Raw genomic sequence first — 20,764 nt, forward strand, 5'->3', positions numbered from 1 at the left:
GGACGACGGAAACCGGCCGTTAGGGTCGGTCCATGGCTACTCCTGACTTCATCCGCACCATCCGGGCCTCGGCCGGCCACCAGCTGCTCTGGCTCCCCGGAGTCACCGCCATCGTCTTCGACGACGAGGGCAGAGTGCTCCTGGGCCGGCGCACCGACACCCGGAAGTGGTCGGTCATCGGCGGCATTCCGGACCCGGGCGAGCAGCCCGCGGCCTGCGCCGTGCGGGAGGTGTTCGAGGAGACCAACGTGCGCTGCGTCGTCGAGCGCGTGGTGCTGGTCCAGGCCCTGGAGCCGGTCACCTACGAGAACGGCGACACCTGCCAGTACATGGACACCACATTCCGGTGCCGGGCCGTCGGCGGCGAGGCCAGGGTCAACGACGACGAGTCGCTGGACGTCGGCTGGTTCGCGGTCGACGCGTTGCCTGAGCTGAACGAGTTCGGGATGCTCCGGATCAAGCAGGCCCTGTCGGACGCGCCCACCTGGTTCGACCCCACGACCTGAGCGCGGGCGCACCGGGGACCGGACGGCTCACAGCCGGACGACGACGAGCGCGGTGTCGTCGTCGGGGCCGCGCCGAGGTGCGGGGACGAGATCGGCCAGCACGGCGTCGGCGAGGAGTTCGGGGCCGAGCAGGTGATGGCGTTCGACGCTGTGGGCGAGACGGTCCAGACCGGCGTAGATGTCCTCGCCCCGGCGCTCGATCAGACCGTCGGTGTACAGCACGAGGGTGCTGCCGGGACCGTAGCCCACCGTCGACTCGCAGCGGGGAAGGGAGTCGTCGCCCGCTCCCAGGGGCGGGTCGGTGGCCGAGTCCAGCACCTCGACGAAGCCGTCGCTGTGGGCCAGCAGAGGCGGCGGATGGCCGGCGCGACTGTAGGTGACGGTGAGGGCGGTGCGGTCGATGACGACCTGGACGGCGGTCGTCGCGAGCGCGCCGTCGACGGTGTGGGCGTGCGCCGCGAGGGTGCTGAGGGCGGTGGCGGGCCGCCCGGTGGCGCGGATCGCCGCGCTCAGGGCGCTGCGCAACTGGCCCATGGTCCCGGCCGCCTCCAGACCGTGCCCCACCACGTCACCGACCGCCACGGCCAGCCGTCGCGCGTCGAGGTCGATCAGGTCGTACCAGTCGCCGCACACGTTGAGGCTGGTCGCGGGCCGGTAGCGCACGGCCACCCCGGGTCGGTCCGGCAGCGTCGTACTCGGCAGCATGGCGCGCTGCAGGGTGACGGCGACCTCGTGCGCGCGGGCGTGGGCCTTGCGCAACTCCTCGTTGAGTTCCTCCAGTTCCAGGGAGCGGTTCAGCAGATCGGCGGTCATCGCGTCCTCGGCGGTGAGGGGCACCTCCGGTGCGGCGCCGAGCGCCCGCCGTGCGCGTATCAGCGCGGTGACCTCCTCGACACGGTGGACGATGAGTGACACCCGGCCGTCGGCGTCGAGGAGAGGGATGTTGACGGTGCTCCAGTAGCGCTCCTCGAACACGCCGGGCCGGTCGGGCATGTCCACGGAGTACTTCTGCAGGGCCATGCTGTCCGGCCCGCAGGTGGCCAGTACCCGCTCCAGCGAGGCGCGCAGCGCCTGAGCACCACTGGCCCGGGGGTCGGAGGGGTTGTCGGGAAACACGTCGAAGACGCACCGACCGAGCAGCTCCGCGAGGCTCCGTCCGGAGACCCTCTCGTAGGCCCGATTGGCGTCGACCGCCACCATGTCGGGCGTGAGCAGCAGCGCGGGACTGGGCAGGGCCCGGAAGACCTCCGCGTAGTCGATTCCGATGCCCCGGCCGCGTCTTTCGGCCGGCGCATCACTGTCACTCATGTCCCATGTCTACTCCGCCCCCTGGCCCGATGCGACACGGTGACCGTTTCCGGTCCGCCCGAGCGGACGGCCCGTGGCCGGGTTCTCCTGCCAGGCGATGTGCGCAAGGATGATGGAGGATGGATCACAGAGCCCCCGACAGGGCCGTGCTCACCGGAGAACGAGGTGAGGACATGAACTGTTACGACTGCCCCGGCACCCCCGGTCCCGCGGTCGCCGTGTGCATCCGCTGCGGCGCGGCGCTCTGTCGCACGCATGTGCACGAAAGCCACCCGCCGACGCAGGACATCTCCGGCACCGGCCGGGCCAGCCACGAGAAGCCGGCCCGCCACATCACCTGCGGAGCCTGCCGCGCGGCGGAGACGAGCTGACTTTTGCAGCGCACCGGCCGCGCCCCACGGTGTGAGCCGCGGCGTCCGTTACCCGACCTGAACGTCACCTGAACAGCCAACGCCCCCAGGCATCCCGGTGGGCCGTTCCGCCCTCTCTCTGAGCGAACGGCGAGTACACCGGGAAGGTACGTCCATGGTCAGCACCACCGCAGCGATCATCGCGTCGGCCCAGCGGACGGGCGGGCGGCTGCTGACCCGTCCCGGGACGTCGGGCCGCAGCCCGGTGGGAGGACCGGCCCACGCCAGACTCGCGCTGCCGGCGCTCCTCGCGGTGGCGGCCCTGCTGTTCACCTGGGACATCCAGCACAGTGGCTACCACGCGTTCTACGCGCAGACCGCGCGCAGCATGTCCGAGAGCTGGAGGGGCTTCCTGTTCGGCTCCTTCGACCCCGGCAACTCGATCACGATCGACAAACTGCCCGGCTTCCTGTGGCCCCAGGCGCTGTCCGTGCGGATCTTCGGATTCCATCCGTGGGCGCTCACCCTGCCCCAGGTCGTCGAGGGCGTGCTCAGCGTCGCCGTCCTGCACCGCGCGGTGCGCCGCTGGGCGGGGGAGAGCGCGGGGCTGCTCGCGGCGGGCGCGTTCGCGCTCACCCCGGCGGTCGCGGGACTCTTCCGCACGCAGGCCGAGGATCCCGCGTTCACCCTGCTCGTCCTGCTGGCCGCCGACGCCACGCTGCGCGCGGCCCGCGAGGCCCGGCTGCGCCCGCTGCTCGCGGCCGGGATGTGGGTCGGCCTCGGATTCCAGGCCAAGATGCTGGAGGCCTGGGCGGTACTCCCGGCGCTCGGCCTGCTGTACGTCGTCTCGGCACCGGCGGTGCTGCGCCGCCGCCTGGCCCACCTGGCCGCCGCCGGCGCGGTGTGTCTGGCGGTCTCGGCCTCGTGGGTGTTGCTGGTGACGCTGACCCCGGCCAAGGACCGTCCGTACGTGGACGGTACGACGAACAACTCGGCCATCAGCCAGGTCGTCGGATACAACTTCCTCACCCGTTTCTCCAGCCTCGGTATCGACGCCAAGGACACCGGAAGCGTGGCGGCACAGACCATGGCGGGCACCGCCCCCACGGAGGCCGGGCCCGGGCACGCCGCCGCGCAGTGGGCCAAGATGGTCGGCCCGTCGCTGGCCTCGCAGGTCGGCTGGCTGTACCCGGCGGCCGCGCTCGCCGCGGTGTGCGGTCCGGTGTGGCTGCGCGGCAGGCCGCGCACGGACCCGCTGCGGGCGGGCTTCCTGCTCTGGGCGGTCTGGCTGGCCACGTACTTCCTGGTGTTCAGCGCCGGAGCGGTCGGCGGCCACACGTACTACATGGGTGTCGTGGCCGTACCGCTGGCGGCGCTCTTCGGCGCCGGGACGGTGCAGTTCTGGCGTGCCTGGCGCAAGGGGAGCGGGGCACGGACGTGGGCGCTGCCCGTCGCCGTGGTGACCACGGTGGCCTGGTCGGCGGTGGTCGCGGGGCAGTACCCGACGTTCCTGCCATGGCTGGCCCCGGCCGCGGTCGTCCTCGGCGCGGGCGCGCTGGCGCTGCTGGCACTGTCCCGTACCGACGGCGCCGAAGGGGCGCGACGGCGCACCGCGGTGCTGGGCCTCGGCCTGGCCGTCGCGGCGATGCTGGGGCCTTCCGCCGCCTGGGCCGCCTCGGTCCTGGATCCCGCGTACGGGCACTCCGGCATGGGCTCCGCCGGGCCGGTGTCCACGTGGCACCACCACAACGCGCGGCAACGGACCTTCTCCGCACCGCCCGCGGCCCGGCACGCGGGCGGCAAGGCCCCCGAGTCCACCGACGGACTCGACGAGGACCAGCAGCGGCTCCTGGCCTTCACCCGGGCCCACCAGGACGGAGCCACCTACCTCTTCGCGACGACCAGTTGGCGGTCCGCCGCCGCGTACATCCTCTACGCGGGCGCCAAGGTGCTTCCCATGGGCGGGTTCACCGGGGCCGCGCCCACGCCCACCGCCGCCCGGTTCCGTCACCTCGTCGCCAGCGGCCGACTGCGTTACGTCGTCCTCGGCGGCGTGGTGACCGTCCCGGGCCGGACCAACGCCGAGTGGGTGCGCGCCCATTGCGCACGCGTACCGTTCCCGACGTCACGCCTCTACCGCTGCTCGCCCCGTTCTGCCGCCGTACTCCCTTGACGGGGTGCCTCTGACGGGGTGTCTCCGTCAGTCGCGGCCGGTGCCCCGGTAGAGGTCCAGCTCGCCCTCCAGCTCGACGGCCAGGACGGTGGCGTACGCGTCGAGGTCGGCCGCGGCGGGTGCGTCGATCCAGGTCACGCCCGGGACGGCGTCGAGGCCGCCGGTGACGTGGTGGCCCAGTTCGGCGCCGGTGCCCAGGACCGTGACGCGCCTGACCTCGTTGCGCAGGCCGCGCAGCGAGACGTTGTCACGGGGTGCGTCGAAGCAGATCAGGTACAGCGTGCGCCGGTCGGCGGAGAGGGTGCTGGGACCGTAGTGGTGCCCGGCGGGCAGCCCGGCGACCGTCCCGTACACCGCGTCCGTGTGCCGTCCGATCCAGGCGCCGAGCCCCTCCAGGCGTTCGATCTGCTCCTCGGGGATGGTCCCGTCCTCGCGGGGCCCGGCGCCGAGCAGCAGATTGCCGCCCATGCCGATCGTCTCGGTGAAGTAGCGCACCAGCTGGCGCACCGACTTGAAGTCGCGGTCCTGCGGCCGGTGGCTCCACGAGTCGTTGATCGTCAGACACAGCTCCCACGGACCCTCCGGGGCCTGCAACGGGGTGCCCTGCTCAGGGGTGGCGTAGTCGCCGTGACTGAGCATCCGCGCGTTGAGGACGGCGTCGGGGTTGCCCGCGAGGATCAGCTCGGCGAGCTCGTCCATCCGCCACTGCTCCTCGGTGCGCTCCCACTCGCCGTCGAACCAGAGCAGGTCGGGCCGGAAGCGGTCCATCAACTCGCCGACCTGGCCGTCGCGGTAGGCGAGGTAGCGCTCCCAGGCGGCCGGGTCCTCCTTGCCGGGCTCGGCGTGCGAGTAGGGGCTCGGCGTCTCGCCCGGCCTGACGTGCCGGATGCTGGGGTAGTCGGGGTGGTTCCAGTCGGAGTGCGAGTAGTAGAGCCCGACCTTCAGCCCCCGCTCGCGCAGCGCGTCGACGAAACCCGTGACCAGGTCCCGGCCGGCCGGGGTGTCCCGGACGACGTCGAGACTGCGGTGGCCGGTGTCCCAGAGGGCGACGCCGTCGTGGTGCTTGGTGGTGAGGACCGCGTACCGGGCGCCGATGCGGGCGAACAGCTTGGCCCAGGCGTCCGGGTCGTACTTCGACGCGGTGAAGCCTTCGAGCTGTTTCATGTACTGCTCGTGGGTCATCTCGCCCGTGTAGAACGACCAGGACTCGGCCGCTCCACCCACGGCGTAGACACCGTAGTGGATGAAGACGCCCAGCTTGGCGTCGGGAAACCAGGGTTGCATCGGCATGCGCCCACGGTAGGCGGCGGGGCCCGCGGGGCGCGTGGGCCCCGGTCACCATCACTGGTTCGTTTTCACCATGGCCGTCGCCTCGAAGCCCTGGCCTACGGGTGAGAAAGGCGCTCCCTTCGCGCCCCCGGGCGGGCGGGTCGACGCTTCAACCGGCCGAAGGATCAGCGTACTTGGCGTTATCCGGTGGTACACCGTGGCGGATCTGCGTGTTCAATCACTGGTATTGCCGCACGTACGGACAGTCCCGCCTGTCAGGAGGCCCCGTGATCGCCGTTCCCGAACCGGAACTCACCGAACGCGAAGTGATCGAGCGGGCCGTGGCGATGCGGCCCGCGCTGCTCGAACGGCAGCCGGAGACCGAGCGGCTGACGATCTACCCCAAGGACACCCACGAGGACTTCCTGCGCGCCGGTTTCTACCGGATGCTGCAACCGCGCAGGTACGGCGGGTACGCCTTCGGCCTGCCGACCTTCTACCGCGTCGTGACCGAGGTCGCGCGCGGCTGCCCCTCCACCGGCTGGGCCCTGTCCCTCACCGCCGCCCATGTCCTTCAGGTCGCCTCGGTCTTCGAGGAGAAGACACAGGACGAACTCTTCGGCGACGAGGGCGACTTCCGGGCCGCCTCCACCGCGACCCCCGTCGGGGTGGCGCGGCCCGACGGCGACGGTCATGTGGTCCTCGACGGCACCTGGTCCTATTCCTCCGGCTCCCCGTACTCCACCCACTACGTCGGTCAGACCCTGCGCGCCCCCGAGAGGCCGGAGGACCCGCCGGGGCCGCTCGTGCTGTTCGTGGCGCCGCGCTCCGCCTGGACCCTGCTCGACGACTGGCAGGGCGTTCTCGGCCTGCGCGGCAGCGGTTCCCACAGCATCCGCTTCGACGAGGCTCGCATCCCCGCCCACTTCACCCGGGAGGCGAGCCTGCTCGACCTGCCCGTCGAGGGCGGCTCCCTCGGCTCGAAGCTGCACGGCCATCCCATGTACGCGGGGCGCGCGGCGAGCTTCTTCCACGGCGAGCTGGCCGCCCTCATGATCGGCACCGCGTACGCGGCCGCCGACGAGTACGCCCGGATCATCGCCGAACGCCCGCTCGTCCTGGACCCCGGCCGCACCCGCGCCGACCTCCACGACTACCAGCGCCACCTGGGGGAGGCGCTGGCCGCGATCCGTACGGCGGACGCGGCGCTGCGGGCCACCGCCGACGACTGGATGGAGGCCTGCTGCGACAACGTGTCGGGCCGGGCGCCCTTCACGACCGCCGTCGACAACCGGCTCGCGCTCGTCTTCGTCACCGCCGGGCGCCTGGCCTGGGACGCGCTCCAGGGCATCCTCTTCCGCACGGCGGGCTCCCGGCACGCCCGCGACGGCGCGCGGATGCAGCGCTACTTCCGGGACGCCGCCACGATCTGGTCGCACCTCGGCCCCACGATGGCCGAACCGCTGGCCCGCCGCGTCGGCCGCGACCGCCTCGGCCTGCCGTCCGACGACATCCCGCTGATCTCCTGACCCCGCTCATCTCCCGGTCTCTCGATCTCGTGAGCACCGGCGGGCGGGGGCGGGGAATGCCCCGGCCGCGAGTGGGTACGCGCGACAGGAGCCGCGCCCGGGGCGAGTCCCGCCCCGGGCGGCCTGTCCGTCACTACCTGGGATCTGCCAATGGACACACCCTCGAACAACCATCACTACCTGCCGACGGCCACGACACCGGCCCAGGAGGCACTGAACGCACTCGCGGAGAACACCGAGAACCCGCTGGCGCTGGACACCCTGGCCGGCAGCGAGGTGCTGGTCCCCGTACCGGACGACGCGAGCGAGGAGGACGTGCGCGACCCCGCCGCCGTGGCGCTGCCCGTGCTGGAGCAGCCGGGCGGGGAGCAGGTGGTGCCGGTGTTCACCTCGGAGCCGGCGATGGCCGAAGTGCTGCCGTTCGTCTCCCGCTACCGTCTGGTTCCGCTGGGCGCGCTCGCCTCCCAATGGCCGACCGGTGATCTGTCGCTCACCATCGACCCGAGTTCACCGAACGGCCTGACCCTCACCTCCGAGGGCGTTCGTACCCTGTTGGTCCGGCCGCGGGCCTGACCGCCGTCCGGACCTAGAGACACTTGCCCGGATTGAGGATGCCCCGAGGGTCGAACGCCTCCTTGAGCCGGCGCTGCAACGAGTGGGCCGCGGGCCCCAGTTCGTCCGCCACCCACTGCCGCTTGAGTACGCCCACACCGTGCTCGCCGGTCAGCGTGCCGCCCAGCCGCAGAGCCAGCGCGAAGATCTCACCCGCTGCCTCCCAGGCCGCGTCGGGGAGACGAGGCAGCGACGGGTCCACGACGATGATCGGGTGGAGGTTCCCGTCCGCCGCGTGCGCGAGGGTGAAGACGGGCACGTCATGGCGCGCGGAGACGGCACGGATCTCCCGCGCCGCCTCCGCCAGCCGGGAGCGGGGCACCGCGATGTCCTCGATCAGCGGACGGCCGAGGCGCTCCAGCGCGGGCAGCGCGAGACGGCGGGCGGCGAGCAGGGCTTCCGCCTCCGCCGGATCCGCCGTCGTCTCGACCGCCGTGGCCAGCGGGGCGAGCAGCCGGGAGACGGCCGCCGCCTCGATCTCCGCGCCCGCTCCGTCGCACTGCACCAGCAGCAGGGCCGCGCCGCGCTCCCGCAGCGCCGGGTCGACGGCGCCCAGCACCGGCCCGTCCACCAGCTCCGCGAGTGCCGGTTCGACCCCGGCCCTGGTGAGGGCGTACGAGGCTTCGGCGGCCGCTTCGAAGGAGGCGAAGTACGCGGCGAGGGTGGCCGTCGCCACGGGGACGGGCCGCAGCCGCAGCGTCGCCGACGTGATCACCGCCAGGGTGCCCTCGGAGCCGGTGAGCAGGGCCGTGAGGTCGTAGCCGGTGACGCCCTTGACGGTACGGCGGCCGGTGCGTACGACCGTGCCGTCCGCGAGCACCGCCTCCAGGCCCAGCACGCTGTCCCGGGTCACGCCGTACTTCGCGCAGCGCAGCCCGCCCGCGTTGGTCGCGATGTTTCCGCCGATCGTGGACAGGGCCGCGCTGGCCGGGTCGGGCGCGTAGCGCAGCCCGTGCCCGCCCGCGGCCCGGTCCAGCTCGGCGGTGATCACGCCGGGTTCGACGACGGCGAGCTGGTCGTCCAGGGACAGTTCGAGGATGCGGTTCATCCGGGACAGGTCGAGGACGAGGGCACCCTCGCCCGCCGTCGCCCCGCCGGACAGACCGGTTCCCGCGCCGCGTGGGACCACCGGCACGCGCAGCGCGTGCGCGTGCCGGAGGGTGACGGCCACCTCCTCGGTCCGCCGGGCGTGCGCCACCGCGAGGGGAAGCCCGTCGGGCCGGGTGCCGGAGCGGTCGGTGGCGTACGCGGCGAGTGCGGCGGGGTCCGTGGTCAGGCGGTCGGGCGGCAGGTCGCGGGCGAGCAGCCCGAGCAGTCGGGCGGATGCGGTGGTGGGGGGAGCGACGGTCATGGGGTGAGTGCCTTCGTTCCTATCGTCAGCAGGGCGATGTCCTCCTGGGGCGCGTGCACGGGGGCGCACTGGATGTCGCGGAAGTGCCGCTCCAGGGGATTGCCGCGGGTCAGGCCCGGGTTGCCGAGGAGCCGCACGGCCAGCTCCACGGCCCGCACCCCGTGCCGGTCGGCCAGCACCCGGGCGCCGAGGGCCTGTTCAGGGGTGTACGAGGGGTCGTCGGCGTCGACCCGGGCAGCGCCGCCGAACACCAGCTGCTCGGCGGCGCCGAGCAGCACCTCGATCTCCCCGGCCGTCCGCCGGAAGCGTTCCGTGCGGGCCACCGGATGACCGAGGTTGGCGGGCACCCGCGTCTGGGCGAAGGTGTGGAAGTAGGCCTGTGCTGCCCGTGCCACGCCCAAGTAGAGCGCGGCCAGCGGGAGATGGAGCGAGGCGCCCGCCCGGTTGTCCTGCTCGGCCGCGGGACCGTACGGGCCGAGTCCCACGACGTTCTCGTACGGGATCGCCACCTCACGGAAGGTCACGTCGTGGCTGCCGCTGGCGCGCAGCCCCAGGTGGTCCCACCGGCCGGTGATCTCGGTGCCGGGGGAGCCGCCCGGGACGAGGAAGGTGCCGACGCGGGGCTCCGACTCGTCGGTGGTGGCCCACACCAGGAACCAGTCCAGGCCCTCCGCGCCGGTCACGAAGCGCTTGGTGCCGCTCAGCGACCAGCCGTCGGGGGTGCGCCGGGCGAGGGTCGCCGGGAGGCCGCCCCGCGCGGGGGAGCCCAACTCGGGCTCCACACGCGCGTGGTTGATCAGCACCGGCCGTTCGAAGGACTCCTTGACCACGCGCGCGTACAGCTCGTCCGGCCAGTGCGGCTGTACGGCCTGCCGCGCATGGGTGTTCAGGGTCATCGCCGCGATCAGGGCGACGGACGGGTCGCCCCGGCCGAGCGTGTGGAGGATACGGGCACTCTCCTCGACCCGGGCACCCCGACCGCCGTACCGTTCACCGATGGTCGCGGTGAGCAGTCCGGCGCCATGGGCGATCCGGAGGGACTCGGCGGGGAACACGCCCGAACGGTCGTAGCCGACGGCCAGTTCGGCGATGCGCGCGGTCACAGGACCTTCTTCAGGTCGGTGTTGAGCTCCGTGGTCCAGAACGACTTCACGTCCAAGTGCTCCTTGAGCGCACCGAGTTCGGTGAAGGCGTCGGCCACCTTCTGCTGGGAGGCGATCGTGTCGTCGCCGACCGTCCTGGCCTGGGTCGGCCGCTGGTTCTGCGCGGCGACGAGGTCCGACTTGGCCTGGGCGACGGACTGGTGGGTGGCCTCGGCGGTGACCTTCGCGAAGCCGTCCTCGTGGCCGTCGCGGACGTAGGCGTACGCCTTGGTGATCCGGGCGATCAGATCGGCCGTGGCCGCCCGCTGGGCGGGGCTCTTGAGGACGCTGTCGCGGGCCGACCAGAGGAAGTTGCCGGACAGGATGTCCGCGCCGGAGCCGACCGTGCGGGCGCCCTGCCGGTGGGCGGTGATGATCGACGTGCCGTACGAGGCGAAGGCGTCGATGCCGCCGCCGTTCAGGGCCGCGAGGCCGTCATTGGGAAGCAGTGGCTTGGCGTCGATGTCGGACCACTTCAGGCCCGCCCGCTTCAGCAGCTCGTAGAGGAAGTAGTGGGCGGTGGTGTTCTGGACGTAACCGACCTTCTTGCCCTTCAGGCCCGCGATGTCGGTCGCCGGAGAGCCCTTGGGGACGACGACCTCCTGGTTGAGGGTCGTCGCGCGCTGTACGGCGACCACCTTGAAGTCGGGTTTGCCGTCGGCCGCCGCGAAGACCGGCGGGATCTCGCTGGAGGAGGCGACGTCGAGCGCTCCGGCCCGGACGGCCTGGAGCTGCTGGTCACCGCCCTGGAAGAGACTCCACTTGACCTTGTACGGGGTGTCGTCGAGGTGGGCGAACCGCAGGATCGCCTCCTCCTGCTTCCAGCCGGTCGCGCCGACCCTCAGCGTGACGGAGGACAGGTCGGAGGAGGACTCGGCCTTGGCCTCGCCGCCGCAGGCCGCCGCGAAGGGCAGCAGGAGGGCGAGGGCGGCGGCGGACGCGCGCAGGGTGTGACGCAACACGGAATCTCCATGGGACGTGGGAGGGGGATCAGGCGGCCTGAGCGGTCGCCGCGCGGTGGGCGAGCTCCTGCCGGACGAGCGGCAGGATGTGACGGGCGTAGTCGATGGCGTCGTTGAGCGGGTCGTAGCCGCGGATCGACAGCAGCTCGCAGCCGATGTCGACGTAGTCGAGCAGGGCTCGGGCGACGGTCTCGGGGGAGCCGACCAGCGCGGTCGAGGCGCCCGCCGCGTTCGTGGCGACGGCCGGGGCCGTCCACAGGCAACGGTCGTGGACCTCACCGCGCTCCGCGATGTCGAGGAGTCGCTGCGAACCGACGTTGGCCGGGCGCCCCGTCGTGCGGTAGTGGCGCAGCGACTCGGTGTTCTTCGCCGCGTCCTTCAGCACGCCCAGCGTCCGGTGCGCCTTCTCCCAGGCCAGTTCGTCGGTGGGCGCGATGATGGGGCGGAACGACACCCAGATACGGGGACGGGGGCGCCCGGCGGCGTCCGCGACCGTGTTGACGGCGGCGATCTGCTCGGCGGTCTCCTTCAGCGGCTCGCCCCACAGCCCGAAGATGTCGCCCTGCTGCCCGCCCACCCGGTAGGCGTCCTGCGAGGAGCCGCCCACGGACACCGGGATCAGCCCGTTCACCGGCTTCACATCGCAGTGGTAGCCCTCGAACCTGAAGTACTTGCCCTCGTGCGATACGGGCCCCTCGGCCTGCCACACCTTCCGCAGGATCTGGATGTACTCGTCCGAACGCTCGTACCGCTCGCTCTTGCCCAGGTAGTCGCCTTCCCGGTGCTGCTCCTCGTCGCTGCCGCCGGAGATGATGTGCAGCGACAGCCGTCCGTCGCTGATCCGGTCCAAGGTGGCCAGGGCGCGGGCCGCGTGGGTGGGGAAGACGACGCCGGGCCGGTGCGCGAGGATCGGGCGGACGCGCTCGGTGTGGGTGGCCACGAACTGGGCCACCTGGAGGGCGTCCGGGGAGGCGGAGTGGTAGGTGACCAGCGTGTGGTCGAAGCCGCCGTCGTCCAGGGCGCGGGCGTACCTGCGCAGATAGCCGGGGTCGAAGCCGGTCCGGCTGCTCGCGGCGGGTCCGGAGGCCCCGGAGTCGGTGTGGACGGCGCTGATGAACTCGACAGGCATGAGCAACTCCTAGGACGTGAAGGTCACTTGAGCAGGGAGGTGTCGGTGGACTCGGCCACGTCCACGTTCGGGTCGAGGACTCCGATGCTGTTCATGAGGTCGGCCACCTGCTGGATGGTCGTGTTGACGTCCGAGGTGACCGGCAGCACCTGGCTGTACGCGGCCGAGGCGAGGGTCTTCGCCACCGTGGCGTCGGCGCCGTTGCGCTCCTCGATGGCCTTCGCATACGCGTCCCTGTGAGTGCTGGTCCACTTCAACGCCGTGCTCAGGCGCTGGAGGAAGTCGCTCAGGGCGTGCTTCTTCGCGGAGTTCGCCAGGGCCTTGTCGGAGGCGTTGACGAAACCGATGCCGCTGACCCGGCCGTTCCCGCCGTCGACGAGGAGCCTGCCGCCCTGCTCCAGCCCGACGGCCTGGTAGACGCCGAAGGTCGCCCAGATCCTGATCTTCCCGGAGGCGAAGGCGGCCTGCGCGTCGGTCGGCAGCAGGTACTGCACCTTGACGTCCTGGTAGCTGAGCCCGTTCTGCTTGAGGACGTTGGCCAGCAGATACTCCGAGATGCTGCCCTTCGCCGAGGACACCACGACCTTCTGGCCCTTGAGGTCCTTCACGCTGTCGATGCCGGAGTCCTTGCGGACGACGATGCCGACGTGCGTGCCGTCGTTCTTGAGGGCGGCGACGTTCTTGACCTTGACGCCACCGCTGAGCGCCTGGAGCGCGGGCAGGTCGGCGGAGAACCCGGTGTCGGCGGCATTCGCCTGAACGGCCTGGTAGAGCGGGGCCGCACCCTCGAACTCGGCCCATTTCACCTTGTACTTGGCGCCCTTGAGAGCGCCCGAGGCGGCGATGATCGTCTGGAGTGTCTTGGCCTGGTCGCCGATGGTGAGGGTGACCTGCCCGTCGGCGGAGGTGTCCGCCGAGGAGTCGGCGCCGCAGGCGGTCAGCGCCAGCAGGGCGGTCATGCTCAGGGTGGCGGCGGCGAGTCTGCGGATCACGAGGGGGTCCTTTCCAGGGTTTTGGCGTCGGCCTCGGAGTGGGTGGGCGTGACGCCGAGCCAGCCCAGGAGGCGGGCGCGCAGGGTGACGAACTCGGGGGCGGTCAGATCGCGGGGGCGGGGCAGCCCGACGGTGAGGTCGTGGGCGATACGGCCCTCGTCCATCACCAGGACCCGGTCGGCGAGCAGCAGCGCCTCCTCCACGTCATGGGTGACCAGGAGGATCGCGCACCCGTGCAGCCGCCACAGCTCGGCGACCAACTGCTGCACCCTGCCCCGGGTCAGTGCGTCCAGGGCGCCGAACGGCTCGTCCAGCAGCAGCAGTTCGGGCTCGCGAACCAGGGCACGGGCCAGCGAGACCCGCTGGGCCTGACCCCCGGACAGCGTCTTGGGCCAGACGGTCGCGCGGTCCGCGATGCCGACCTCGTCGAGTGCCTGGAGAGCGAGCGCCCTGTCCGGGCGGCCGGGCAGTCCGAGGACGACATTGCGCCACACCTTCAGCCAGGGCAGCAGCCGCGGCGACTGGAACGCGGCGCTGCGCCGCGCGGGCACGGTCACCTCGCCGCCGATCTCGTCATCGAGCCCGGCGAGAATCCGCAACAGCGTCGACTTGCCGCAGCCGCTGTGGCCCAGCAGGGCCACGAACTCGCCCTCGCGGATGTCGAGATCGAGGTCGTGCAGGACGGTCTTCCCGTCGAAGGCTCGCGAAAGCCCCCGGATTTCCACGCTGTTGGGCATCAGGCGTCACCCTCGAAGTTGGCCCGCCAGGTCAGCAGGCGGCGTGACAGGATCCGTACGGCGAAGTCGCAGGCGAGGCCGAGCAACGCGTACACCGCGAGACAGAGCACGATGATGTCCGTACGGAAGTACTGCTGGGCGTTGCTCATCAGATAGCCGAGCCCCGCGTCCGCGTTGATCTGCTCCGCGAACACGAGCGCGAGCCAGGCGGTGGAGAGCGCGTACCGCAGACCCACGAGTGCCCCCGGGAGCGCGCTCGGCAGGATGACGTACCGGATCAGACCGAGGCGGCCGAGCCCCATCATCCGTGCGGCCTCGACGAGTTGGGCGTCGGTCGAGCGGATGCCGCCGTAGATGTTGAAGTACAGCGGATACGTCACACCGAGCGCGACCAGGGCGATCTTCGGGGTCTCCTCGATGCCGAACCAGACGATGAACAGAGGGATCAGCCCCACCCAGGGGATCGCCCGGAACATGCCCATCGAGGAGTCGATGACGTCCTCGCCGAGCCGGAACAGTCCGGCCAGCAGCGCCAGGGCGAGGGCGAGGGTCGCCCCGATGAGGAACCCGATGCCGGCCCGGCGCCCCGACGCGGCGATGGCGCTGGGCAGTTCACCGTTCCTCGTCAGGTCCACCGCCTGCCGTACGACGTCGACGGGGGACGCCAGCACGGATTCGGGGAGCACGCCGGTGGCCGAGGTGAGGAACCAGAGCAGCACGAGGCCGACGGGTCCGGCGGCCCGGCGCACTGAACGGGGGACGGTGGGACGACGAGTGGTCTTCGCGGTGCCGCGGATGGTGACGCGGGTGTCCTGCGCGGGCTTGCCGGCAGGCACCGCCCGCTGCGGCAGCACCGCCGCGTCCAGCGGTTTCGTCGTCATGGCCGGTCTCCCTTCGTTGCCGGGCGCGCGGGATCGGCGGACCAGGCGGACCAGGACCCGGGGAAGAGCGCCGCGTCGTACCCGGCGAGGGCCAGAGCGGCGATCTGATGGGCGGCGGTGACTCCGGAGCCGCAGTAGACGCCGATGCGGGCGTTTTCCGCTGCCCCCTTGCCGCCGAAGCGCTTGCGGAGCACCTCCGGGGGCAGGAAGGTCCCGTCCGCCGCGAGGTTCTCCCCGGTCGGGGCGGACACCGCGCCCGGAATGTGGCCGGCGCGCGGATCCACCGGCTCCACCTCACCGCGGTACCGCTCGGCCGCCCGGGCGTCCAACAGCACGCCTGTGGTGGCCAGTTCGGCGGCTCCGTCAGCGTCCGTGACGGGCAACCCGCCCGCACGCAGCACGACATCTCCCTCCGGCTGAGCACCGGGCGCACCGGTCTCCAGCGACAGCCCGGCTGCCCGCCATGCGTCCAACGCCCCGTCCAGGAGCGTCACTTCGGCCACTCCGGCGTAGCGCAGCAGCCACCAGGCCCGGGCCGCCGCCGTGTTCCCCAGGTCGTCGTACACCACGACCGGTCGACCCGTCCGTACACCCCACTTCCGAGCGGATTCCTGGAGGTCCGCGAGGTCCGGCAGCGGATGGCGCCCGCCCTCGGCGCTCGGCGGCGCGGCGAGTTCGTTGTCCAGATCCACGTACACCGCCCCCGGAACGTGCCCGGCCGTGTAGTGGTCGCGGCCGTGCGGATCGCCCAGCGCCCAGCGGACGTCCAGCACCACGGGCGGCTCGGCGGAGCGCAGCAGACCTGCGAGTTCGGCGGCGGTCGTCGTCACCCGGGCGCCGGTCATGAGAGCCCCTCGGCGATCACGGGGAGTTCGGCGGACAGGCGCAGTCGCTCCAGGAAGAGGACGACCGCGGCGGCGGCCGTGCGGTGCGAGGCGTCGTTCAGTACGTCGTGACGGCCGCCGTTGAAAGTAACCGTCCGTACCCCGGAGTGGCCCGCGTACGCGCTCAGCGCCCGGTCCAGCGGGCTGACCGGGTCGTCCGCACCGTGCAGGGCCAGTACCGGGACGCCCACGAGGTCGAGGCGGAGCTCCGGCAGGTCCACGGCTTCGTCGAGCGCGCCGCGGCGGAAGCCCGGGTCGTCGGTGAGCCTGGCCCGGTGGGTGGGGCAGGCCGTGCGTGCCTCGACCTCGGCCTCCCAACTCCCCGACGTCCAGGGACCGGTGGGCAGACCGACGAGGATCAGCGCGGCTACGCCCGCGGTCTGCTCGGCGGCGAGACGTACGGCGTACCGGGCGCCCGTATCCGATCCGACCAGCACCTTCGGGCCGGGCAGCGACTCGTCCGTGAGCAGCTTGGCGGCCCGGCCCAGCACGGAGGGATCGGCGCTCGGGTCACCGAGGGCGCGGACGCGGTAGGCGTCGAAGGCCAGCCGATGGCCGAACCGCTCGTACACACCACCGTGTTCACCCCGCCCGGCGAGCACGATCAACGTGCCGCGCGCGGCGAGGCCTTCGGGTTCGTCCCAAGCGGACACAGGGGATGGCGAGGAGGGCATGAGGGGGCAACTCCCGTTCGGGGGAAGGGAAGACATGCGGGAAGAAGGCAGGCCGGAGCGGCTGTCACGTGTCAGTCGAAGACCGGACGCGAGCAGCTGAGGCGCGGGGGTACCGGAGAGCGGCGGGAGATCAACGACAGCGCGCGCTGCACGCCACGCCGAAGTCGATGACTCGGCGCTGCGTCAGAAAGGCAGCGGAAGCGGTCGTGTGAAGCATGGCCTCATCATGACCGGCGGTGCCCGACCACGTCCAACGACGATTCCGCATCGAAATCGATCAGCGATCGCGATCGATACCGGGAACGGGCTACGGTCGCCGCATGCCCCAACCTGTCCTCGACATCGTGGCCCTGCGCAGCCTGACCGCGATAGCCGACTGCGGCGGCTTCCACCGCGCGGCCCGCTCCCTCGCCCTGAGCCAGTCCGCCGTCAGCCAGCATGTGCGCAGGCTGGAGAAGACCCTCGGCCACCCCGTCGTCGAACGCGAAGGCCGCGGCACGCGGTTCACCCCCGAGGGGCGGCTCCTCGTGGAACAGGCCCGTCGCATCCTCGCCGTCCACGACGAGGCCGTACGCGCCCTGCTCGACGTGGACGGCGACACCGTCACCATCGGCTCCACCGAGCACGCGGCCGACCAGTTCCTGCCCCGGCTCACCGCCGCGGTCCAGGAGGTGCGCCCCGGCTGCCGGGTCCGTTTCCGCATCGACCGCTCGGCCCGCCTCGTCGAGGCCGTGGAGCGCGGCAGCGTCGACGTCGCGGTGTACGTCACCGAGGCCGCCGCCACCGAGGGCACCCCCGTCGGCGGGCTGCCGCTCACCTGGCACGCGACGCCCGGCTGGGCACCGCCCGCCGCACCCGCGCCCGTCCCGCTGGTGGCCATCGAGGATCCGTGCGCGATTCGCCGCCGGGCCATCGCCACCCTTGCCGCACACGGCGTCGCGGCCAGCGTCGTCGGCGACGCCGGCTATCTCGCGGGCGTTCTCGACATCGCCCGCACCGGCCAGGGAGTGGCCCTGCTCGCCGCCGTCGGACCCGCCCCTGACGGGCTCGCCCCGTACGACCGGCTGCCCCCGGTCACCCCCATCCCCATGAGCGCGCTGGCCCGACCCGGCGCCGACCCGGCGACCGTCACCGCCGCCTTCGACGCCGTACGGGATCTGTTGCGCTGAAGACGTCCGCGTCGGACGTGAGAATGGCCGCATGAAATGGATCTCGGGCGTGGCCGGCGGCCTGCTCCTGCTGGTGGTGTTCGCCAGCATCCTGCGTACCCTCGTCGTGCCCCGCGGGCTGTACTCCTCGATGGTGATCCGCTGGTGGCGCTCCCTGCGCTTCCTGCTGCGCCTCGCCGCCCCCGGCGGCAGCTACCGCGCCATCGACCGCGCACAGACCTGGCTCGCCCCGCTCATGCTGATGGGCACGCTCGTGAGCTGGCTCGGCGGCGCCCTGATCGGCTTCGGACTGCTGCTGCACGCCATCTCCTCGCTGACCTGGACCCAATCGGTCCGGGAGGCGGGCTCCAGCCTGTTCACGCTCGGTTTCGCCAGCGGCGACCGACTTCACCTGTCCGTGGTGGACTTCATGGCCGCCGTCACCGGACCGGTCGTGATCGCCCTCCAGATCGCCTACCTGCCCACCCTGTACGCCGCCTACAACCGCCGCGAGCTGGAAGTGACCCTGCTCCAGTCGCGCGCGGGCGAACCCGCCTGGGGACCGGAGATCCTCGCCCGGCAGTGGCTGGTCGACACCGAGACCGCGCTGCCCGAGCTGTACCGCGCCTGGGAACGGCTCGCCTCCGACATCGGCGAGAGCCACTCCACGTACCCCGCCCTGCTCGCGTTCCGCTCACCGCGGCCCTACCGCAGCTGGATCGTCGCCCTCGTCGCCGTCATGGACGCGGCCGCCATGCAGCTCGCCCTCACCCCGAGCAGCGCCCCGCCCGAGGCCCGCCTGATGCTGCGCGCCGGATTCACCGCACTGCGCGACATCGCCCGCTCCCTGCGTTTCCCGTACGACACCGACCCCGCGCCCGACACCCCGATCCAGCTCACCTACCTGGAGTTCGACGCGGCCGTCGCGATGCTGGAGGCGGCCGGTTTCCCCGCCGAGCGGACGGCCGAACAGGCATGGCCGCACTTCCACGGCTGGCGGGTCAACTACGAGGCGATCGCCTTCGAGTTGTGCCGCCGCGGCGACGCGGTCCCGGCGCTGTGGACCGGACCGCGGGACTTCCCCTCGACACCGATCCCACCCGCGCGCCCCGCGGACCGGCGCCCCGGCGAAGATCGTCCCGAACTGCCCCCGGCCGCCGCGTAGTTCCGGCCGCCGAGTGGGGAAGATCCCCCGGGTACGGTTTCGATGCGGAGGGATGGGAGTCCCCTTGAAAGTCGTCCTGCTGGGTACGGCCGCCGGTGGCGGCTTCCCACAGTGGAACTGCGCGTGCGCGCTCTGCGCGGCCGCCCGCGACGGAAAACTGCCCGCGCGGACCCAGGAGTCCGTCGCCCTGAGCGGCAACTCCCGCGACTGGTGGCTGCTCAACGCCTCGCCCGACATCCGTACGCAGCTGACCACCACCCCCGCGCTCGCGCCCGGACCAGGGCCACGGGACACACCGGTGCGGGGCGTGCTCCTGACCGACGCCGAGGCCGACCACGTCGCCGGGCTGACCGTGCTGCGCGGCGGCGCCGGGCTCAAGGTCTACGCCGCGCCGCCCGTCCTCGCCACTCTGGCCCCCTTGCGTGACCTGCTCGACCGCTACGCCCCCTGGGAGTGGGCGGACAGCCTGACCGAGGGCGGGTTCGTGCTGTCCGGCGGTCTGGTCGTCACCGCGCACCCTGTCGGTCCCAAGGCCCCGAAGTACGTCGCCGGCCCCGCTCCGGACGACCGCTGGGTGACCGCGTACCGGATCGAGGACCTGGCAGGCGGCGGAGTGCTCCTGTACGCGCCCTGTCTGGGCGCCTGGACCCCGGAGCTGGACGACCTGCTCGCCTCGGCGGACTGCGCACTGCTCGACGGCACGTTCTACGCGCCCGACGAGATGGGCACGGCCGTGCGCTCGCGGGGCGGGCGGCAAGCCGCGATGGGGCACCTTCCGGTGGCGGGCGCGCGCGGCAGCCTCGCGGCCCTCGCCCGCCATCGCGGCCCCCGACGGATCTACACGCACCTCAACAACACGAACCCGCTGCTCGACCCGGACTCGGACGCCCGTGCGCGGGTGAGCGCGGCGGGGGTCGAAGTGCTGCCGGACGGGGCGGAGTTCGTGGTGTAGGGGGTTCGTTGGTGCGGACAGTCCGCAGCGTGCCGGGGGGCGATGCTAGGCGTCGTTCAGCATGCGTGCCAGCACGGCGCGTTGCAGGGGGCATACCTCGGTGTGCAGGTCGCGTCCCTTGCGGGTGAGCGCCACCCACACACCGCGCCGGTCCTCCAGACACATGGTGCGTTCCACCAGGCCGTCCTTCTCCAGCCGCCCGATCAGGCGGGACAGGGCGCTCTGGCTCAGATGGACACGGTCGGCGATGTTCTGCACCCGGCAGTGCTCGCTCTCGTGCGCGAGCTCGCTCGAGACGAGGATGTCCAACACCTCGAAGTCGCTGGCGCCGAGACCGTGCGGGTGCAGCGCGCGGTCGATCTCGCACATCGTGCGCGCGTGGACCGACAGGATGTCCCGCCACCGGTCCTCGAGCCGGGCCTCGCTCGCCGTGTTCACTGCCATATGTGCACGGTAACAGAGGTCCGGGTTTTATTGAGTGTGCAACTAGTGCGGCTGCATCGACCCGGCGGGGCCGGGACCTGCCCGCCGGACAGGCCCTAGTCGGCCGAGACGTCCTGGAGGAGCCCGACGAGGTTCCCGTCCGTGTCCTTGACCGAGGCGATCAGCCTGCCGCCGCCCACGTCCTGGACGTCCTGGAGCGTCTCGGCCCCGGCTTCCAGCAGGGCCGCCAGCGTCGCCCGGATGTCGTCGACGTGCCAGTACGGGACCGGTCCTGTCATCCCCTTGGCGTGACCGTTGGGGTCGAGGCCGACGTCCTGCCCGGAGTCCTTGAACCCGACGTAGTACGCGGTGTCCGCGTAGGGCTCCGTGCCGAGCAACGCGCCGAACAGGGCCTTCGCCCGCGCGAGGTCCTTGACGGGGTAGATGATGGTCTTCAGCCCTGCGGTCATGGTGACTCCTCCGTGATGTGTTCCGGTGCTTTCACGGTAGGGCGGGGGAGGACCGGGAGGCTTCTCGAATCCTGACCGGTCCCGGTCCGGCCTGAGCCGCAAGACAG

21 protein-coding genes are annotated in these 20,764 nt (G+C 72.1%); 8 read left to right on the forward strand and 13 right to left on the reverse strand.

What is annotated here, in order from left to right; all coding sequences use genetic code 11:
* The first annotated feature begins 32 nt into the window (after positions 1 to 32).
* Positions 33 to 506 (forward strand): NUDIX hydrolase, encoded by a 474-nt coding sequence (locus tag AQJ27_RS25380; RefSeq protein ID WP_067373156.1) that lies wholly within the window; start codon positions 33 to 35, stop codon positions 504 to 506.
* 27 nt (positions 507 to 533) lie between these two features.
* On the opposite strand, the gene AQJ27_RS25385 is transcribed toward AQJ27_RS25380, so the two are convergent.
* A complete protein-coding gene (locus tag AQJ27_RS25385) occupies positions 534 to 1,814 on the reverse strand; it encodes a PP2C family protein-serine/threonine phosphatase (protein WP_067373159.1) in 1,281 nt (426 codons plus the stop codon).
* A gap of 119 nt (positions 1,815 to 1,933) precedes the next feature.
* Here AQJ27_RS25385 and AQJ27_RS25390 point away from each other — a divergent pair, with 119 nt between their 5' ends.
* Both AQJ27_RS25390 and AQJ27_RS25395 read left to right on the forward strand, forming a co-directional pair.
* Positions 1,934 to 2,185, forward strand: coding sequence for a DUF2180 family protein (locus AQJ27_RS25390; RefSeq protein ID WP_079065240.1), 252 nt, complete (start codon positions 1,934 to 1,936; stop codon positions 2,183 to 2,185).
* 154 nt (positions 2,186 to 2,339) lie between these two features.
* Entirely contained in the window at positions 2,340 to 4,337 is a 1,998-nt protein-coding gene (locus tag AQJ27_RS25395) for an ArnT family glycosyltransferase (protein WP_079065241.1), read from the forward strand.
* Positions 4,338 to 4,364: 27 nt separating this feature from the next.
* On the opposite strand, the gene AQJ27_RS25400 is transcribed toward AQJ27_RS25395, so the two are convergent.
* On the reverse strand, positions 4,365 to 5,627 hold the full coding sequence (locus AQJ27_RS25400) for an alpha-L-fucosidase (protein ID WP_067373162.1): 1,263 nt from the start codon (positions 5,625 to 5,627) through the stop codon (positions 4,365 to 4,367).
* 266 nt (positions 5,628 to 5,893) lie between these two features.
* Here AQJ27_RS25400 and AQJ27_RS25405 point away from each other — a divergent pair, with 266 nt between their 5' ends.
* Positions 5,894 to 7,135: an acyl-CoA dehydrogenase family protein gene (locus tag AQJ27_RS25405; RefSeq protein ID WP_067373165.1), complete on the forward strand. Its 1,242-nt coding sequence runs from the start codon at positions 5,894 to 5,896 to the stop codon at positions 7,133 to 7,135.
* A 150-nt stretch (positions 7,136 to 7,285) separates the two neighbouring features.
* Positions 7,286 to 7,708 carry an SseB family protein gene (locus AQJ27_RS25410; protein ID WP_067373168.1) on the forward strand — a complete coding sequence of 141 codons (423 nt, stop codon included), beginning with the start codon at positions 7,286 to 7,288 and terminating at the stop codon, positions 7,706 to 7,708.
* Positions 7,709 to 7,721: 13 nt separating this feature from the next.
* On the opposite strand, the gene AQJ27_RS25415 is transcribed toward AQJ27_RS25410, so the two are convergent.
* From AQJ27_RS25415 to AQJ27_RS25455, 9 genes are read right to left on the reverse strand one after another with little or no spacing between them, the layout of a single operon-like run.
* Positions 7,722 to 9,098, reverse strand: a complete 1,377-nt coding sequence (locus tag AQJ27_RS25415; RefSeq protein ID WP_067373171.1) for an FAD-binding oxidoreductase — start codon at positions 9,096 to 9,098, stop codon at positions 7,722 to 7,724.
* Positions 9,095 to 10,201 carry an acyl-CoA dehydrogenase family protein gene (locus tag AQJ27_RS25420; RefSeq protein ID WP_067373174.1) on the reverse strand — a complete coding sequence of 369 codons (1,107 nt, stop codon included), beginning with the start codon at positions 10,199 to 10,201 and terminating at the stop codon, positions 9,095 to 9,097. The genes AQJ27_RS25415 and AQJ27_RS25420 overlap by 4 nt, the downstream gene beginning before the upstream one ends.
* A complete protein-coding gene (locus AQJ27_RS25425) occupies positions 10,198 to 11,202 on the reverse strand; it encodes an ABC transporter substrate-binding protein (protein WP_235613559.1) in 1,005 nt (334 codons plus the stop codon). The genes AQJ27_RS25420 and AQJ27_RS25425 overlap by 4 nt, the downstream gene beginning before the upstream one ends.
* A gap of 28 nt (positions 11,203 to 11,230) precedes the next feature.
* Positions 11,231 to 12,331 carry an LLM class flavin-dependent oxidoreductase gene (locus AQJ27_RS25430; RefSeq protein ID WP_067373177.1) on the reverse strand — a complete coding sequence of 367 codons (1,101 nt, stop codon included), beginning with the start codon at positions 12,329 to 12,331 and terminating at the stop codon, positions 11,231 to 11,233.
* A gap of 23 nt (positions 12,332 to 12,354) precedes the next feature.
* Entirely contained in the window at positions 12,355 to 13,323 is a 969-nt protein-coding gene (locus AQJ27_RS25435) for an ABC transporter substrate-binding protein (RefSeq protein ID WP_067373180.1), read from the reverse strand.
* A complete protein-coding gene (locus tag AQJ27_RS25440; RefSeq protein ID WP_067373183.1) occupies positions 13,320 to 14,060 on the reverse strand; it encodes an ABC transporter ATP-binding protein in 741 nt (246 codons plus the stop codon). Before AQJ27_RS25440 ends, AQJ27_RS25435 begins: the two co-directional genes overlap by 4 nt.
* The gene (locus AQJ27_RS25445) at positions 14,060 to 14,941 is read right to left on the reverse strand and encodes an ABC transporter permease (RefSeq protein ID WP_079065242.1); all 882 of its coding nucleotides are present in this window, start codon (positions 14,939 to 14,941) and stop codon (positions 14,060 to 14,062) included. Before AQJ27_RS25445 ends, AQJ27_RS25440 begins: the two co-directional genes overlap by 1 nt.
* Positions 14,938 to 15,786, reverse strand: coding sequence for a sulfurtransferase (locus AQJ27_RS25450; RefSeq protein ID WP_067373186.1), 849 nt, complete (start codon positions 15,784 to 15,786; stop codon positions 14,938 to 14,940). The genes AQJ27_RS25445 and AQJ27_RS25450 overlap by 4 nt, the downstream gene beginning before the upstream one ends.
* Positions 15,783 to 16,478, reverse strand: coding sequence for an alpha/beta hydrolase (locus AQJ27_RS25455; protein WP_235613558.1), 696 nt, complete (start codon positions 16,476 to 16,478; stop codon positions 15,783 to 15,785). Before AQJ27_RS25455 ends, AQJ27_RS25450 begins: the two co-directional genes overlap by 4 nt.
* Positions 16,479 to 16,819: 341 nt before the next feature.
* On the opposite strand from AQJ27_RS25455, the gene AQJ27_RS25460 reads away from it, so the two are divergent.
* The 3 genes from AQJ27_RS25460 to pqqB all read left to right on the forward strand — a co-directional run bounded on the left by AQJ27_RS25460 (position 16,820) and on the right by pqqB (position 19,764).
* On the forward strand, positions 16,820 to 17,668 hold the full coding sequence (locus AQJ27_RS25460) for a LysR family transcriptional regulator (RefSeq protein ID WP_067373192.1): 849 nt from the start codon (positions 16,820 to 16,822) through the stop codon (positions 17,666 to 17,668).
* A 31-nt stretch (positions 17,669 to 17,699) separates the two neighbouring features.
* A complete protein-coding gene (locus AQJ27_RS25465; RefSeq protein WP_067373195.1) occupies positions 17,700 to 18,812 on the forward strand; it encodes a hypothetical protein in 1,113 nt (370 codons plus the stop codon).
* A gap of 64 nt (positions 18,813 to 18,876) precedes the next feature.
* Positions 18,877 to 19,764, forward strand: coding sequence for a pyrroloquinoline quinone biosynthesis protein PqqB (gene pqqB, locus AQJ27_RS25470; RefSeq protein WP_067373199.1), 888 nt, complete (start codon positions 18,877 to 18,879; stop codon positions 19,762 to 19,764).
* A gap of 45 nt (positions 19,765 to 19,809) precedes the next feature.
* Here the strand turns inward: pqqB and AQJ27_RS25475 are convergent, their stop codons facing one another.
* Together AQJ27_RS25475 and AQJ27_RS25480 are read right to left on the reverse strand one after the other, a co-directional pair.
* Positions 19,810 to 20,208 (reverse strand): MarR family winged helix-turn-helix transcriptional regulator, encoded by a 399-nt coding sequence (locus AQJ27_RS25475; RefSeq protein ID WP_067373202.1) that lies wholly within the window; start codon positions 20,206 to 20,208, stop codon positions 19,810 to 19,812.
* Positions 20,209 to 20,303: 95 nt separating this feature from the next.
* On the reverse strand, positions 20,304 to 20,657 hold the full coding sequence (locus AQJ27_RS25480) for a VOC family protein (protein ID WP_067373204.1): 354 nt from the start codon (positions 20,655 to 20,657) through the stop codon (positions 20,304 to 20,306).
* Positions 20,658 to 20,764: the final 107 nt, after the last annotated feature.

The sequence above is a fragment of the Streptomyces olivochromogenes genome (assembly GCF_001514115.1).
Lineage (GTDB): Bacteria > Actinomycetota > Actinomycetes > Streptomycetales > Streptomycetaceae > Streptomyces > Streptomyces olivochromogenes.

Excerpts from the sequence above, each read along its gene's own strand:
- AQJ27_RS25385 (WP_067373159.1), bottom strand. The coding sequence starts at position 1,814 with ATGAGTGACAGTGATGCGCCGGCCGAAAGACGCGGCCGGGGCATCGGA.
- AQJ27_RS25450 (WP_067373186.1), bottom strand. The coding sequence starts at position 15,786 with ATGACCGGCGCCCGGGTGACGACGACCGCCGCCGAACTCGCAGGTCTG.
- AQJ27_RS25410 (WP_067373168.1), top strand. The coding sequence starts at position 7,286 with ATGGACACACCCTCGAACAACCATCACTACCTGCCGACGGCCACGACA.
- AQJ27_RS25480 (WP_067373204.1), bottom strand. The coding sequence starts at position 20,657 with ATGACCGCAGGGCTGAAGACCATCATCTACCCCGTCAAGGACCTCGCG.
- AQJ27_RS25465 (WP_067373195.1), top strand. The coding sequence starts at position 17,700 with ATGAAATGGATCTCGGGCGTGGCCGGCGGCCTGCTCCTGCTGGTGGTG.
- AQJ27_RS25415 (WP_067373171.1), bottom strand. The coding sequence starts at position 9,098 with ATGACCGTCGCTCCCCCCACCACCGCATCCGCCCGACTGCTCGGGCTG.
- AQJ27_RS25445 (WP_079065242.1), bottom strand. The coding sequence starts at position 14,941 with ATGACGACGAAACCGCTGGACGCGGCGGTGCTGCCGCAGCGGGCGGTG.
- AQJ27_RS25475 (WP_067373202.1), bottom strand. The coding sequence starts at position 20,208 with ATGGCAGTGAACACGGCGAGCGAGGCCCGGCTCGAGGACCGGTGGCGG.
- AQJ27_RS25395 (WP_079065241.1), top strand. The coding sequence starts at position 2,340 with ATGGTCAGCACCACCGCAGCGATCATCGCGTCGGCCCAGCGGACGGGC.
- AQJ27_RS25400 (WP_067373162.1), bottom strand. The coding sequence starts at position 5,627 with ATGCCGATGCAACCCTGGTTTCCCGACGCCAAGCTGGGCGTCTTCATC.
- AQJ27_RS25390 (WP_079065240.1), top strand. The coding sequence starts at position 1,934 with ATGGATCACAGAGCCCCCGACAGGGCCGTGCTCACCGGAGAACGAGGT.
- AQJ27_RS25440 (WP_067373183.1), bottom strand. The coding sequence starts at position 14,060 with ATGCCCAACAGCGTGGAAATCCGGGGGCTTTCGCGAGCCTTCGACGGG.
- AQJ27_RS25460 (WP_067373192.1), top strand. The coding sequence starts at position 16,820 with ATGCCCCAACCTGTCCTCGACATCGTGGCCCTGCGCAGCCTGACCGCG.
- AQJ27_RS25430 (WP_067373177.1), bottom strand. The coding sequence starts at position 12,331 with ATGCCTGTCGAGTTCATCAGCGCCGTCCACACCGACTCCGGGGCCTCC.
- AQJ27_RS25380 (WP_067373156.1), top strand. The coding sequence starts at position 33 with ATGGCTACTCCTGACTTCATCCGCACCATCCGGGCCTCGGCCGGCCAC.